The sequence below is a fragment of the Shimia isoporae genome, from assembly GCF_004346865.1.
Lineage (GTDB): Bacteria > Pseudomonadota > Alphaproteobacteria > Rhodobacterales > Rhodobacteraceae > Shimia > Shimia isoporae.
Map to the genome: position 1 here is coordinate 1,871,391 of NZ_SMGR01000001.1, position 15,484 is coordinate 1,886,874.

Annotated in this window: 15 protein-coding genes; 7 read left to right on the plus strand and 8 right to left on the minus strand. The window is 53.9% G+C overall.

Translation table 11 applies throughout. The features are described 5' to 3' along the window. Positions 1-97 precede the first annotated feature (97 nt). A complete protein-coding gene (locus BXY66_RS09200) occupies positions 98-1,258 on the plus strand; it encodes a LysM peptidoglycan-binding domain-containing M23 family metallopeptidase (RefSeq protein WP_132859824.1) in 1,161 nt (386 codons plus the stop codon). 10 nt (positions 1,259-1,268) lie between these two features. Here BXY66_RS09200 and BXY66_RS09205 read toward each other — a convergent pair whose 3' ends face one another. The 4 genes from BXY66_RS09205 to BXY66_RS09220 form a co-directional block, all read right to left on the minus strand. Continuing rightward, positions 1,269-2,114 (minus strand): ATP-binding protein, encoded by an 846-nt coding sequence (locus BXY66_RS09205; protein WP_132859825.1) that lies wholly within the window; start codon positions 2,112-2,114, stop codon positions 1,269-1,271. A gap of 110 nt (positions 2,115-2,224) precedes the next feature. Then, positions 2,225-3,166, minus strand: a complete 942-nt coding sequence (tatC, locus tag BXY66_RS09210; RefSeq protein ID WP_132859826.1) for a twin-arginine translocase subunit TatC — start codon at positions 3,164-3,166, stop codon at positions 2,225-2,227. Beyond that, positions 3,163-3,666 (minus strand): Sec-independent protein translocase protein TatB, encoded by a 504-nt coding sequence (gene tatB, locus BXY66_RS09215; RefSeq protein ID WP_132859827.1) that lies wholly within the window; start codon positions 3,664-3,666, stop codon positions 3,163-3,165. Before tatB ends, tatC begins: the two co-directional genes overlap by 4 nt. Positions 3,667-3,682: 16 nt before the next feature. Further along, positions 3,683-3,901 (minus strand): twin-arginine translocase TatA/TatE family subunit, encoded by a 219-nt coding sequence (locus BXY66_RS09220; protein WP_132859828.1) that lies wholly within the window; start codon positions 3,899-3,901, stop codon positions 3,683-3,685. A gap of 182 nt (positions 3,902-4,083) precedes the next feature. Between BXY66_RS09220 and BXY66_RS09225 the strand changes: the two genes are divergently transcribed. Then, positions 4,084-4,758: a helix-turn-helix transcriptional regulator gene (locus BXY66_RS09225; protein ID WP_132859829.1), complete on the plus strand. Its 675-nt coding sequence runs from the start codon at positions 4,084-4,086 to the stop codon at positions 4,756-4,758. Here BXY66_RS09225 and BXY66_RS09230 read toward each other — a convergent pair. The 4 genes from BXY66_RS09230 to BXY66_RS09245 form a co-directional block, all read right to left on the minus strand. Then, positions 4,755-5,819, minus strand: coding sequence for an ABC transporter ATP-binding protein (locus BXY66_RS09230; protein ID WP_132860400.1), 1,065 nt, complete (start codon positions 5,817-5,819; stop codon positions 4,755-4,757). The genes BXY66_RS09225 and BXY66_RS09230 overlap by 4 nt on opposite strands. A gap of 84 nt (positions 5,820-5,903) precedes the next feature. Then, a complete protein-coding gene (locus BXY66_RS09235) occupies positions 5,904-7,289 on the minus strand; it encodes an SLC5/6 family protein (RefSeq protein ID WP_132859830.1) in 1,386 nt (461 codons plus the stop codon). Between the two features lie 92 nt (positions 7,290-7,381). Beyond that, positions 7,382-8,500, minus strand: coding sequence for a hypothetical protein (locus tag BXY66_RS09240; protein ID WP_341785799.1), 1,119 nt, complete (start codon positions 8,498-8,500; stop codon positions 7,382-7,384). 48 nt (positions 8,501-8,548) lie between these two features. Continuing rightward, complete coding sequence (locus BXY66_RS09245) at positions 8,549-9,328, minus strand: SDR family oxidoreductase (protein WP_132859831.1); 780 nt, start codon at positions 9,326-9,328, stop codon at positions 8,549-8,551. A 161-nt stretch (positions 9,329-9,489) separates the two neighbouring features. Here BXY66_RS09245 and BXY66_RS09250 point away from each other — a divergent pair, with 161 nt between their 5' ends. The 5 genes from BXY66_RS09250 (at position 9,490) to BXY66_RS09270 (ending at position 15,483) form a co-directional block, all read left to right on the plus strand. Beyond that, positions 9,490-10,509, plus strand: a complete 1,020-nt coding sequence (locus BXY66_RS09250) for a Hint domain-containing protein (protein WP_132859832.1) — start codon at positions 9,490-9,492, stop codon at positions 10,507-10,509. 48 nt (positions 10,510-10,557) lie between these two features. Further along, positions 10,558-12,162, plus strand: a complete 1,605-nt coding sequence (locus BXY66_RS09255; RefSeq protein ID WP_132859833.1) for a peptide chain release factor 3 — start codon at positions 10,558-10,560, stop codon at positions 12,160-12,162. Positions 12,163-12,210: 48 nt separating this feature from the next. Beyond that, positions 12,211-12,966: a hypothetical protein gene (locus BXY66_RS09260; protein WP_132859834.1), complete on the plus strand. Its 756-nt coding sequence runs from the start codon at positions 12,211-12,213 to the stop codon at positions 12,964-12,966. Beyond that, positions 12,963-13,925: a glycosyltransferase family 2 protein gene (locus tag BXY66_RS09265; protein WP_132859835.1), complete on the plus strand. Its 963-nt coding sequence runs from the start codon at positions 12,963-12,965 to the stop codon at positions 13,923-13,925. The genes BXY66_RS09260 and BXY66_RS09265 overlap by 4 nt, the downstream gene beginning before the upstream one ends. Before the next feature lie 172 nt (positions 13,926-14,097). After that, positions 14,098-15,483: a DEAD/DEAH box helicase gene (locus tag BXY66_RS09270; protein WP_132859836.1), complete on the plus strand. Its 1,386-nt coding sequence runs from the start codon at positions 14,098-14,100 to the stop codon at positions 15,481-15,483. Position 15,484 lies beyond the last annotated feature (1 nt).

Genomic DNA, 15,484 nt, shown 5'->3' on the forward strand with positions numbered 1-15,484 from the left:
AGGGGCCATGTGACAACAAACCCGGCCGGAACGGGTAGACGATACACGCAGCTACGGCGCAAGACCGACGAAACAGGCTGCTTACGAGGGCATCGAGATGGGCAACTTTCCTTCGCTGACATTCCGCACGACAGGCGCATGCCTTGCACTTGCGATAGTCGCCGGCTGTTCAGACGGGTTTGATATCGACCTGCGCAGCGATCTGGGAGGGGGGCTAGACACCACCAACGCAGCCCAAGGAGCCGCAGCCAAGCGCCCGCAACCGGACGCTCGTGGCGTGATCTCTTACCCAAGCTATCAAGTCGTCGTCGCAAAACAAGGCGACACACTGAATGACGTCGCCACGCGGATTGGAGTCGATGCAAACCAGCTGGGCGTCTACAACGGAATAAAACCCGACACCGCGCTGCGAGCAGGCGAAGTTCTGGCTTTGCCAACCCGCGTGGCAGAACCGTCTGCGGCCACAAACGGCGGTGTGGATATTGCCTCTTTGGCTGGCGGAGCCATTGATCGCGCCCAACCCGACGTTGAAACCGAAACACTGGAGAGCGCTCCGGCTGCAGCAGCTCCCCAAACCGGCGTCGAGCCCATTCAGCACAAGGTCAAGCGCGGTGAAACCGCTTTCACGATATCACGGCTTTACAACGTTTCTGTCCGCGCTCTGGCAGACTGGAACGGTTTGGACAGCGATTTCACAATTCGTGAGAACCAGGTTCTGTTGATCCCGCCAACCGATCCGGAAAGCTCAAAAAACGCAGCAGCGGTGGCTGCTGGCGCTGTGTTTACACAACCCGGACAGGGTTCTCCAACACCAACCCCACCCAGCTCAACCAAGCCTTTACCCAAAGACACTTCAGCTGCAGCAGCCAAGCCTCCAGAGAACAATCTCGGCAGCTCGCAGAGCGCTTCGAAAGCCGCGATGAGTTTCCCTGTGGATGGCAAAATTGTGCGCCCGTATTCTAAAGGCAAAAACAACGGCATCGACATTGCAGCGAAGGCCGGAGCCCCCGTAAAGGCCGCCGCAAGCGGCACCGTGGCGGCAATCACCACAGACGGGGACAACGTCAAAATTCTTGTCGTGCGTCATCCAGATAACTTGATGACTGTGTATTACAACGTAGATGACGTGAAAGTCGCCAAGGGTGCCAGCGTAAAACGCGGACAAACAATGGCGTCACTGCCCGCCAAAGACAGCTTTGTACACTTCGAGGTCCGCAAGGGATTTGACAGCGTTGATCCCATGCCCTACCTGAAATAGCCTATTGATTTCAGGCTTTTATTGCGACACCTCTGCGCCCGGCCAAATCAACAAAGTACTGCCAGGCCACGCGCCCTGAGCGAGCGCCGCGGGTGGCTTGCCATTCAATCGCCTCCGCCCAAAGTGTGTCTTCATCGATGTCCACGCCATGCGCATTGCAATAGCCTCGGATCATGGCGAGGTATTCATCCTGAGTGCATGGATGAAAGCCAAGCCAGAGACCAAAACGATCTGACAAAGAAACTTTCTCCTCAACCGCCTCGGATGGGTTGATGGAACTCGACCGCTCGTTTTCGATCATGTCCCTCGGCATCAGGTGACGACGGTTGGAGGTCGCATAAAACACCACGTTCTCTGGCCGTCCTTCAATCCCACCATCAAGAACAGCTTTGAGCGACTTGTAATGTTGATCATCGTGGCTGAAGCTCAGGTCGTCACAGAACAACAAAAAACGCTCTTCCCGACCACGTAGAAGGTTGAGCAATCGCGCTACGGACGGCAAATCCTCACGCTGCAGTTCAACAATTTTCAGGTTCAGACCCTCTGACAATATCTGCGCGTGTACTGCCTTCACCAAAGAAGACTTCCCCATCCCACGTGCGCCCCACAGCAAGGCGTTGTTGGCTGGTAGCCCAGCTGCGAACTGACGCGTGTTTTGTAAAAGAGTGTCGCGTGATCGGTCCACACCGACTAGCAAACCAATTTCTACGCGACTGATCTCAGCCACAGGTTCAAGCCTGTCTGGCTCCACATGCCAGACGAACCCGTCTGAAGCTTCAAACTCTGGTGCAGGCGCCGGTGCGGGCGCCATGCGTTCAAGCGCTTCTGCGATGCGGGTCAATTCGGTATTGCTCATGGCGCTCTCCTGTCGTGCAGGTCGCAAAAAATCATGAACGTCTTGCAATGACCAGCCATGAAAAAACGCGCTCAAAAAGAGCGCGCCTTTCAATTCCACGAAAAGTCAGATTACTTCTGTTCCGCCTCGTGTTCTGCGAGGTCGTCCTCTTCTTCATCATCTTCAAACCAAGTGCCGTCAGCCTTCATCTGAGCAATGCGCTTCTTTTCCACTCGGCCAACAAGAAGGATAGACACTTCGTAGAGACCATACACAACTGAAAACAAAATAAGCTGCGTGACGACATCCGGAGGGGTGACCAACGCTGCCAAAACAAGGATGCCAACCATCGCATACTTGCGTACCGATCCAAGCCCTTTTGCACTGACCAGCCCAGCCTTGCCCATCAAAGTCAACAAAACTGGAAGCTGGAAACAAAGCCCAAACGCCATGATGAACTTAAGCGTAATATCCAAGCTTTCGTTGACTTTACCAAAGAAGGTGATCTGAACCCCCTGCTCCGTTTGCGGAACGACAGGTGCAACATCACCCGGAACATTTTCAGCAGCAGGCGCAAGCAAATTGGCGAACACAGACGCCACATCGGCAAAACCAAGGAAGAACTGCATCGCAAGTGGCGTCACTACCAACTGGGCAAAGGTCGCGCCCAGCAAGAACATGAACGGGGAGGCAATCATGAATGGCAGGAACGCGCCCCGCTCATTCTTGTAGAGCCCCGGAGCCACGAACCGCCACATCTGGAACCCGATGACTGGAAAGGCCAAGGCAAATCCGCCGACCATCGAAATCCGGAAAAGCGTAAACAGGTATTCCTGCGGTGAGGTAAATTGCAAGGTCGGGGCTGGATCGCCCAAAGAACGCAGCACTTCCACAATTGGAGAAACGAGGAAATGCAAAACGTGCTCTGCGATGAACTGTCCACCAATCGGTACAAAGAAAAAGCTGATCGCAATGACGAAGGCCAAACCGGACCGGATAAGCCGCGTCCGCAATTCAGCGAGGTGCTCGATCAGCGGTGCGGAAGTGTCTTCAATCTCGTCCGTCTGGCTCATGCGTCGTCCTTTTTCACAGGGTCAACTGCCTCTGCTTCGCGTTTCGCGCGCACTTCTTTGGCCGCTTCCTGCATCTCTTCTTCCCGCGCCTTTGCCTCTGCATCCAGCTTGGCTTGGCCAACTTCCTGCGTTCGCTTACGAATTTTTTCAACAGCTTCGGCGCGTTCTGCAGCCAGCTTGCCGGTTTCGCTGTCAGGATCAAAACTCATCGACTTCTTGAAGTCGTCGGTTGTTTCCTTCAGTGCATCCGACGCCGCTTTCATCGGATTAGAGACTTTGTTCAATCCGTCTGTCGCGCTTTTGAGACCGTCAGTGACATCTTTGACGCCAGCCTGATCCGCCGCTTGGTTCATGGCACTGGAAAACTCCCGCGCCATACCCTTTGCCTTGCCCACGAAACGGCCAACGGCGCGGAACATAACTGGCAAATCTTTGGGCCCCACGACGATCAACGCAACAACGCCAATCACCAGAAGCTCTGGCAACCCCAAATCAAACATGTTTCGTCAGCCCCAATCAGGCTTTGTCTTTTTCATCTTCGGGGGTCACGTCTTTTGCGACCTCAGCAGCTTCGTTTTCAAGCTCCTGCTGCCCTTCGTTGATGCCCTTTTTGAACGAAGTGATGCCTTTGCCGACTTCTCCCATCAGACCGCTGATCTTGCCACGGCCAAACAGAACCAGAACCACAACCGCAATCAGCAGAATGCCCGGAAGGCCGATGTTTCCAATACCCATGTGTTTTCTCCAGTCTAAGATGCGTCCGCACCTGATTTCATGATCTGCCCCATTCCTACCGCCTGCACAGCCACCGAAAAAGCCGCAATCCTATTGGAAATTCGCAAAAATAGAGGTTTTCGCCACCTGATTTGTCATTATTCTGTCAGTTGCCAGTATTTTGTCAGGATTTGCCGCGACTCATGCCCACCAAGCTTCCTTCCAAACGTTCTGAACGGCTGTATTCCCTGGTGGACATACTCAAAGATGGCGCTCTGCACCGCGCAGAAGACTTGGCAAGCCGCCTTGAGGTGTCATTGCGTACCATCTATCGCGATATGGAAACCCTCATCGCAAGTGGCGTCCCGATTGAAGGTGAACGTGGTGCGGGATACCGCGCCTCCGCAAACGTATCTCTCCCTCCGCTGAACTTAACGAACGCCGAACTGGAGGCGCTGCACATCGGTCTTGCAGTCGTAGGTAATGGGATGGAAGGTGAGTTGAGAGAAGCCGCTGAAAGCCTGAGCGCAAAGATTGACTCCGTACTTCCAGAAGATGCAAGCAGCATCGGGCAAAGCTTCGGATTTGCAGTCTATCCTTTTGCGGACGCCGCAGCAGGTCTGCAACATCTTGAGCCACTTCGCTCTGCAATACGCTCACGCCAAAAGCTCGCACTGGACCTCAAGGACGACAGAACTCTAAATGTGCGCCCCTTGAAAATAGACTATTGGGGGCGGATTTGGTCGCTGCTTGTTTGGAGCGAAACAGACAATGAATTCGCCCAGATCCGGGTGGATCGCATCGGAAACATGGCATTGCTGCCAGGGTTGTTCGTTGACGAACCTGGGAAACGGTTGCAGGACTTTCAGAACCGCTAACTTTCCGCGCGGAAAACAAAACAACGATCGCGACGGATTGTCAGCCAAAGTGGTGTTCCTATTTTGGGCAAAAACACATTCGGAACAGTGACATGCAGCTCCGAGCCATCGTGATCCATTACGAATTCCACAAGGCTCTCATTGCCCATAAACCGCGCCCTTTTGACGATTCCACGCGCCGCGACGCCATCAGTGGGAGTCGGTAAGGGCCCGCGCCCCTCTCGATCAAAGTCGAGTTTGATATGTTGTGGTCGGATCACGATCTCGACGGCTTCCCCATCGCCGAAGCCTGGCGTTAGAAACTGACCAAACGGCGTCTCGGTCAAGGCGCCATTTGAACGGCTTCGAAAGACGTTTATGTCGCTGAAAAACGCAACCGCCTGCTTGTCCACTGGCGCATTGTAAATGTTGTAAGGCGCACCCTGCTGCACGATCTCTCCATCACGCATCAGTGCAATTTCATCGGCCATCCGCATGGCTTCCTCAGGCTCATGCGTCACGAGTAAAACCGCGGTGTCTTCCTCTTTGAGCACGGCCAAAGTCTCGTCGCGGATGCCATCCCTAAGACGATTGTCCAGACCAGAAAAAGGCTCATCCATCAGCATAATGCGCGGACGAGGCGCCAAAGCACGCGCCAGCGCCACCCGCTGTTGCTCCCCGCCCGACAAGACATGCGGGAATTTGTCTATAGCCCAACTCAGGTTCACTTTGGCAAGCAACTCTTCGACCCGCCGCCTTTTTTCCCCTGCTGCTCCCTTTAAGCCGAAAGCCACGTTATCAGCCACGCTCATATGCGGAAACAGCGCGAAATCCTGAAACATCAGGCCGATTTGACGACGCTCTGGCGGGATACGAAAAACAGTGTCACAAATCAGCTCACCGTCCACGTAGATTTCGCCGCTATCCTGCATTTCCACACCAGCGATCATGCGCAACGTGGTCGATTTTCCGCAACCTGAAGGCCCCAATAGACAGGTTACTTGGCCCGGCTGAACAGACAGAGATACGTTGTCGACCACCTGTCGGTTTCCGAACCGCTTTCGAAGGCTCCGGATTTCCAACCTGGGACTTTCAATGTTGGTTTGCAGCTGCACGCCTTGCCTCGTTCATAGCCCGAGCGAAAGGCTCGGGTTTTGCGAGATGTATCAGCCGCCTACCTGTGCTTCAACCCTGCGTGCCCCCATCATCACCGCAGCGAACCCGACAACCAAAACAACTACGCAAATCTGCAAAAGCTGTTCGTATTTGTGGCCCTCGTAGAGCACGGCTTGCAAAAGCGGGCTGTCTCGGAAGGCATAGGAAAAAGCACCAATGAGCGACGTCCCAAACGCCACCAGATACGCCCAAATCGCGACGTCACACCGAAAAACCAAAGTGGCGACCAATACAGGCGTGAGAAACATCGACGCCGTGCCGGAAACAGCAACAGCATCAAACAGCGTCTGATTGCCCCAAAAGGTCAAAACTCCGCCGATGACGGCGAACGCCAGCATTGCTATGCGTCCCCCTGTCAGGGATTGCGGCAAAAGTCCAAATTCCACGACTACGAGACGGGCGGCCGAGCTCAGTGCCGAATCCAATGTCGACAATGCTGAGACAAGCAGGGAAGTCATAAGCGCAAGAAAGACCCAAGGCGGGAACATATTGGCCCACGTCCCGATCAATTGGGTTTCATATGCGGCGCCTTCAATCGATGCCTGAACTCCGAACATTCCAAACGCGACAATGCACAAAACCGAAATCCAGAATGCATGCAGGAAACTCTTTTTTGTGGTTGATCGATCAACAATAAAACCACGGTCCATCATTACCGGATCATGAACCGGATAGGAAAACACCTGTAGACAGGCAACGACCAACAAGACCCATCCATTATGGGATCCTGATGCCCCACCTGCTGACGCAATCGCGGCTAGATCAAAGTCGGGCCGAAGCAGAAGAGCTCCAAAAGCTGCGCCAAAAACGACCAAGAAGATCGACATTTGCACAACGTCTGTTCGCAGAGCCGCGGACAACCCTCCCCACGCAGAATAGGCAAGCGCCACTATGCCGACCACAACTATGGAGACCTCTTTGGCGTGGCCGAATTCCGGCAGGACTGCTCCGAATATCAGCCCCACAACAATCAGGTTTGCGAAGACTTCCGACAACAGGCGCAGCACAATCACAACATTGTAGCAACTGGTTCCAACAGCTCCAAAGCGCCCCGTCAACCAGTCCTGTACTGAAATGGCTCCGCTTTCCCGCATGCGACCTACAACAAAAGCTCCTGTCAGGAAGCTGCCGTAGTACGCTGCGTACGCCAACACACCTGCGAAACCGTAGTAGAATCCGAGTATGGCGGCGTTCATCAGCGATCTTGCGAAGATCCAGGTCGTTACTTGGCTGAAGACGAGCGTCCAAAGTTCGGGCTGCTTGCCATGTGACGTTGTGCCCTCGAAGAAGCTTCCCACGGACACGCGTCGAGGCGCGGCCAGAAAACTGACGATCAGGATCAGGCCGAACAAAGCGGCAATCACTGTGGCTTGCATTGAGGGGTCCTCGGTTTCGTTTTTTGACCGCTTAGCAATGCAGAACATGCCACGACACCCCAAGCACGGAAACGTGAAGCGATGTCAGTAGGTTACGTAGGGTTCACCAGCTCAAAAGAGATCTCGCCTTGCACGCGCCCGTTGACTTGAACAGCCAACGTGTGACGCCCTGGATATAAAGTAAACGTGGTCGCATTGCCCTTGAGAACATGCCTCTTCGACAACCGAACACTTCCCAAAGCTGGAATTTCCGTTTGCTTCAATTTGAAAACCTTCCGACCTTCTCGACCGTTCGGCCGATGGAAGCGCATCTCATAATCCACAAGAACTGGAACTGGCGTCTTGCTATCTGTTTTCAGGGAAAGGTTGAACTCAAGCGCGTCACCAATAGCCACCTTGCTTTCAGACACCGAAAGCTCCGTCAAATGAACGGGTGCATCTGCGTGAAACCCCTGTAGAGCCAGCGCGTCCGCGTCGCCCTTCTTGACGGCGGTCCTCAAGGCATGGCGGGTCATCCAATTCAGTTCTTTCGGCTCTTGTTGCGCAAGATCATGCCAACCTTTCAACGTTTTCGTTACAACAGACGTGTCAATTTTTGATATGTCATTCAAATGGTTAGCAACTGACCGTGTCACGTATCTCGTCGGATCGGCATGTAGTTTTTCTAGCAAAGGCAGCGGCGAAAGCGGATCGATTTCAACTTTTTTGGCCCAAGGAAGCTTTGGGCGCGTGCCCTCACTGACAAGCCGGCGGACATGATAATTGCTGTCCTCGGCCCATTCCAACAGAACTTCAAATGTCTCGTCCGGCCACCGATTCAGGAAGGGGCGAATATAGAATTCCATCGAAAATCGCTTGGTTGCATTGTGCAATAGAACCAAGGCGCGCTCTCGATGGTTGTCCAACCCGTGCCGGACCGCCAGAATACCCGGAACGGCGTGGATGAACCGCCCGAAATCGTTGTCTGACAGAGTTGGATCAAGTGCCGGAGGCATTGCTGCCTCCAACTGCTGCGCCATCTCAGGGAATTCTGGAGCCAATTGAGCTTCAACACAGTCTGCGATCCACTCAAGTCGCTCCAAGAGCTCTCGTCCAGGCAGGCCTGCGACCGCTTCCGTATGGAATTGGTCAGCGTCAAAGTCGGGGAGACCTCTCTGATACTCACTGGCTAAATCACGTAAAGAATCCGCGTTAAATAGCTGATCTTTCAATGAAAACCCTTGAGACACACCAACACCCCTTGCCATCTAACTCATTTCTCACATGGCGGAGGCAAAGGCGCCCCCGTCGAGCAGAACGTTCTGCCCCACAATGAAACCAGCATGCTTGGAGCAGAGGAACGCACATGTCGCGCCGAACTCGTCAGAAGTACCATAGCGTCCTGCAGGGATCGTCGCTGCCCGGCGCGCTTTAGCTTCCTCCATGGAAATCCCCTGTTGTTCGCTCATTCCTTTGTCCAGAGAGACAGCGCGGTCCGTTGCGTGAATACCTGGCAAAAGGTTGTTAATTGTCACGCCGGAGCCAGCCACCTGTCGTGCAGTACCTGCGACGTACCCGGTCAAACCCGCTCGTGCCGCGTTTGAAAGCCCCAGCACCGGAATCGGCGATTTTACCGAAACCGAAGTAATATTGACGACCCGCCCCCAGCCGCGCTCCATCATTCCTGGAACCAGCGCTTTAATTAGCGCGATCGGCGCCAACATGTTGGCGTCGAGGGCTGCAACAAAGTCGTCACGGTTCCAGTCGGTCCACATACCGGGCGGAGGCCCGCCAGCGTTATTGACTAGAATATCAACGCCTTGAGCCGCTTCTATCAGCTTCGCCTGCCCGTCCTCTGTTGTGACGTCACAAGCCAGAGTAACCACCTCAACGCCGAACTCTTCACGTATTGCCGCTGCACTGGCTTCTAACGCCTCAGCACCGCGCGCGTTCATGATAAGGTTAACGCCCGCCTCTGCCAAAGCGCGCGCGCATCCTAAGCCAAGCCCCTTCGAAGATGCGCAAACCAGAGCGCGCTTGCCGGTCAATCCGAGTTCCATTTGATTCTCCCCGTTGTTTGAAGCACAGCAAATACACATTTACAGGGAGATGCCAGTATATTGCCGGAGCGCCGGCGCGCTGCTGCCACAATTCTTTGTTAACCATAGCGCAAGCATGTGGCGGTAGAGTGCGCGCCGGCCACGCAAGAAGGTAAAAAAAAATGACTAAGTCGCCCTATGACAACGCCCTGCCCTCGCAGCGTCTTCCGGTATATCCGGCAGAAGCTCTTGTGGTGAGCAACGGCGCAAATTTGGGTGACGCGCTTTCCTTCTCGGAAGAGCTGGTGCCAGACGACGTTTATACACTTTCAGCCAGAGCAGACGAGCAAAGCCTGTCGCTGCGCACAGATATAGATGGTGCACATTTCGTCGCCGAGGACAGTTCCCTTGGCACGCCTAATGCACGTATTTTCCTTGATTGCGTAGCAACTTTCATGCCTCCAAGCGGCGACACCATCGAAGTCCTGGTTCTTGTGGAAGTCGACGACGAAGGCGGCGTTGTCGAGATATTTGGCGCGCCGCTTGCGCCAATGACGCCAAAAACAGACTACGTTCTGGTTGGCTACGACCGTGACACAGCCGCCGTGCGTTTGGCCCAGCTTGCTTGTGTGAGTTTCACTGCAGGAACGCGTATCACGCTTGCCACCGGTGAACAAAAGTTGATCGAGGACATTAACGTCGGAGACCGCGTGCTGACACGCGACGATGGCCCACAGCCCGTGCGGTGGATCGGACACTCCATTCATCGCGCAACCGGCGAATTTGCGCCAATTGTCATCACGGCAGGAACGCTGAACAACACCGATGACCTACGGGTAAGCCCCGATCACCGCTTGTTTATTTACCAACGCGAAGACCGCCTTGGCGTAGGCCGTTCCGAGCTTTTGATCAAAGCGCGCCATCTGGTGAACGACACAACTGTTTATGCTCAGGAAGGCGGCTTTGTTGATTACTTCCAGATCATGTTTGACGATCACCAAATCATTTTTGCCGAAGGGATTTCTGCTGAGACCATGCAGATTGACACTCGGACGCAATCTGTTCTGCCTGACGAAGTAAAAGAACAAATGCGTGAATCGGGGGGTGAAGGTCGAAGCGCCGCTTCCCAATTTGAGGTCCACGAAAGTTTGCTGAAGCGACCGGACGCCGCTGCACTGCTTAAACGCGCGTCTTCGAAATAGCGCTGCTTTTTCTTGCGATCTTCCCCACCGCGACCTATACGCGCGATTATGCTGGACACAACAAATCGACCCGACCTGCCACCTGAGATTTCCCGCCGCCGGACCTTTGCGATCATCTCGCATCCCGACGCCGGCAAAACGACGCTGACGGAAAAATTTCTGTTATATGGCGGCGCTATTCAAATGGCGGGACAGGTGCGGGCAAAAGGCGAAGCACGACGTACGCGCTCTGATTTCATGCAAATGGAGAAAGATCGCGGCATTTCAGTCTCCGCCTCTGCAATGTCTTTTGATTTCAACAACTTCCGGTTCAATCTTGTAGACACGCCCGGCCACAGCGACTTTTCTGAGGATACGTACCGAACACTAACAGCAGTTGACGCGGCTGTGATGGTGATCGACGGAGCAAAAGGTGTCGAAAGTCAAACCCAGAAACTCTTCGAAGTATGCCGATTGCGTGACCTGCCAATCTTGACATTTTGTAACAAAATGGACCGAGATAGCCGCGATACTTTCGATATTATTGACGAAATCCAAGAAAACCTCGCAATCGATGTGACGCCGGCGAGTTGGCCGATTGGCATGGGTCGGGACTTCCTTGGATGCTACGACATGCTTAACGACCGCCTCGAACTGATGGACCGGGCCGACAGGAACGTCGTTGCAGAAAGCGTAAAAATCGACGGTTTGGAAGATCCGAGATTGGATGTCTTGATTCCCGCCGAATTGCTCGAACAATTGCGCGAAGAAGTCGAAATGGCGAAAGAACTATTGCCGCGCCTGGACCCGCAGGCCGTGCTGGAAGGCCATATGACGCCAATCTGGTTTGGCTCAGCCATCAACTCTTTCGGAGTGAAAGAGTTGATGGACGGAATTGGCTCTTACGGACCTGAGCCACAAGTCCAATCGGCGCAACCCAGAGAAATTGCGCCCGAAGAAAACAAAGTGTCGGGTTTTGTCTTCAAGGTTCAGGCAAATATGGACCCGAAACACCGAGATCGCGTCGCATTCGTTCGCATGGCTTCCGGTCATTTCAAACGCGGTATGAAGTTGACGCATGTCCGCACCAAAAAGCCGATGGCAATCTCCAATCCGGTCCTGTTCCTCGCGTCAGATCGCGAGTTGGCGGAGGAAGCATGGGCCGGCGACATTATTGGCATTCCAAACCACGGTCAGCTTCGTATCGGCGACACCCTCACCGAAGGCGAAGCTTTGCGTGTGACCGGCATTCCAAGTTTTGCACCTGAACTTCTCCAGGGTATTCGCGCCGGCGACCCGCTAAAGGCAAAACATCTTGAGAAAGCTCTGATGCAATTTGCCGAAGAAGGCGCCGCGAAGGTCTTCAAACCGATGATTGGTTCAGGCTTCATCGTTGGCGTTGTTGGTCAGCTTCAGTTCGAAGTTCTGGCAAGCCGGATCGAGATGGAATACGGTCTTCCCGTGCGTTTTGAGCAGAGCCAATTTACCTCGGCAAGATGGGTAAACGGCGAGAGGCAGGCCGTTGAAAAATTTGCAGAAACCAACAAACAGCACATCAGCTATGACCACGATGGAGACGTTGTTTACCTTACTCGCCTTCAGTGGGACATCGATCGTGTAGAGCGCGATTTTCCGGATGTTAAATTGACTGCGACGAAGGAAATGATGGTCTGATGCAATCAGCAATTGCACGGGCCTTACTGCCCGTGCAAACTGCACCGCATGAGTGATGAGCGCCTAACGTACCCCGGCGGCCTTGCAGCCATGATGGACCGCTATGAGGGACGCCGTGTGCCCTTTGACTTTGGTCCCGAAAACTTGCCCCCTTTGGATACCGATTTAGCAGCCCTCAAGACGCAAACTGTGCCGAACTCTGCTGCCGTCAAGACGCCAAACGACCCAAAAACTAGCTGGGCGCGAAAACGCCGCGAAATCGCAGAAGAGTTTGTCGGCAACTCGCAACTGGCTTTTCTGAATGCGCAACTTATTTCTAACTTGCGCAAGCGCGAATTCCCGCCGCACACCCCTGAGCTTTTTCAACGTATTTGGGCCGAAGAAAGTGGTCATCTGATCGAAGTCCTTTCGCTGCGATGGCTTGTCAGTACTCTCCAAACCTTTGCTGAGCATGGTAATACCCCGGCTCAACGCGAAGCAGGGCAAGGATTACGAATGCTGTTCGGGATTATGAAGCTCTACGAATTTGAACGCACCTTCAGCGGGTTAGGACCAAAACAGGAGTTTGGTTTCGGGAAGCGAAAGCGCACGCGTTTGCCTCTGGATATGGAACCATTCGCACTGAAATCCGGTGGTTTGGACATAAACTTACTCGCACCGGTCTGGGATTTGGCATTGACTGACACCGTCATGGCGCCACTTGCAAACGCGTTGATGGAAGAACTCAATCGAGAAAGCGGCGGCGTGTTCCGAAGGATTGATCGGATGCGTCAGAAACGCCTGCGGCAAGAGACACGCAAATGACGCGTTGGGGTGTTGTGGCCACGATCAAGGCCAAACCTTTGGACGTGCTCAACTTCGTCGCCTATCATTTGGATCTGGGCGCGGATCACATATTTATCTATCTTGATCAACGCACGCCGCGCGCCCTCGAAGCCTTGCAACCACATCCCAAAGTGACGGTCCAGCATACCGACAGCGAGTACTGGACGCGCGAAAACGGGAGAAAACCTCCAAAACATCAAGGTAGGCAAACAGTTAATGCAACCCATGCATATGGCTTAGCAAGCGGCCTCGGTCTAGATTGGATTTGCCACATAGACGTTGACGAATTTCTTTGCCCTGACAGAGACATACGCGATGCACTTGAATCGATTTCTTTGGAAAATCCAGGCGCCCGATTGCGACCGGCGGAAGCTCTTTCAACCGACGGGATCACAGGATTGGACCCGGCCGCGACCTACTGCAAGGCATGGATGGAAACTGGGTATGACCGCCGTTCAGTAGAGGAAGATTTATACCCCAAATACGGTGGGTACTTGCGCGGCGGGTTTGTCAGTCACCATGTCGGGAAATTATTCCTGCGCACAGGTATAAGCGACGTATCGTTTCGCATCCACCGGGCTTTCCAAAACGGTGAGGAGCTTCGACCAACCAAAGTCCTGCCTTCAATTCCACTTTGTCATCGACACATAACCAGTTGGGATCACCTGAAGTCCGTCTTGGAATTTCGCATGCAAAAGGGCTCTTACCGAGCGGAACTCAAACCGACGCGTAAGGCAGAAGCTGGGGGCATGTCTCTGCACGAAATCTTCAGCTTCCTTCAATCCGAAGGGGGAGAAGAGGCTGTGAAAGAGTTCTTTGAAGAGCTTTGTCTCGCGCGACCAGAGCTAATAGATAAACTCAACAAACACGGTTTACTTCGCGTTTTTCACCTCGGATTGGATGAAAAGCGGCAAAAACACTTTCCGGCATTCCGTTGAATTGTTTCTGATCTAGCAACAAATCTCGCGGGAAACCTCGGCTTTGTTGACCAGTCGGCCCGCGTAAGCTACAAGGCGCCGTGGATCAATACGCCAACAGTGTGCGGGGCCATCCGGGCCTGATCTAAATCAGCCGCTACGGGCCAAGAGTGTCCGTAAAACACGGATACACATGACAAAATTTTCTGATCTGAACCTCAATACGAAGGTGCTGAAAGCCATCAACGATGCGGGCTATGAAACGCCCACTCCGATCCAAGCTGGCGCGATTCCCCCTGCACTTGAGGGCCGGGATGTTCTTGGTATTGCACAAACAGGCACTGGCAAAACTGCGTCTTTTACACTGCCAATGCTCTCACTTCTGGCACGTGGTCGAGCACGCGCACGCATGCCGCGCAGTCTTGTACTTTGCCCAACACGAGAATTGGCAGCCCAGGTTGCCGAAAACTTCGACGCCTACTCAAAGTATCTCAAACTGACCAAGGCATTGTTGATTGGCGGTGTCAGCTTCAAGGAACAGGAAGCAATCATCGATAAGGGTGTTGATGTTCTGATTGCGACTCCGGGCCGACTTCTGGACCATTTCGAACGCGGCAAACTGATCCTGTCGGATGTAAAAGTCATGGTAGTGGACGAAGCCGATCGGATGCTGGATATGGGTTTCATTCCTGATATCGAGCGCATTTTCGGTTTGACTCCGTTCACACGCCAGACCCTTTTCTTCTCGGCTACGATGGCTCCGGAAATTGAACGGATCACGAACACATTCCTGTCCAACCCGGAGCGTATCGAAGTTGCACGACAAGCCACTGCGTCTGAGACGATCGAGCAAGGCGTAGTGATGTTCAAAGCCAGCCGCCGAGACCGGGAAGGCAGCGAGAAACGTAGAGTTTTGCGTGCGCTGATCGATGGTGAGGGCGAAGCCTGCACGAACGCGATTATTTTCTGCAATCGCAAGACGGACGTAGATATCTGCGCGAAATCGTTGAAAAAATACGGTTATGACGCGGCGGCCATTCACGGCGATCTGGATCAGTCTCAGCGCACAAAAACACTGGAAAGTTTCCGTAACGGCGAACTGCGTATTCTTGTGGCGTCTGACGTGGCAGCTCGTGGTTTGGATGTGCCAAGCGTGAGCCACGTATTCAATTTTGATGTCCCCGGCCACGCCGAGGACTACGTTCACCGCATCGGGCGCACTGGTCGTGCAGGGCGTGAGGGCAAAGCATTTACCATCTGCTCACCACGCGACGAGAAAGCCTTCGATGCCGTTGAAACGCTGATCCAGAAAGAGATCACCCGAGTCGAAAACCCGGTCAAGAAAGAGCCGCGCAAAACGCGTTCGAAAGCCAAAGAAGACGCTCCAGCGGAAACTGTAGAGGCTCCTGAGGTGACGGCGGAACCGCCCAAAGAGGAGCCTCGTGCCAAGTCGTCACGGTCTCGTTCGCGCGGTGGCCGCGGTAGAAACGACCGAAATGACGACGGCAAAGTGGTGGGAATGGGTGACCATCTACCAAGCTTCATTGCGCTAAGCTTTGACGAACGGCGTGCAGGCTGAA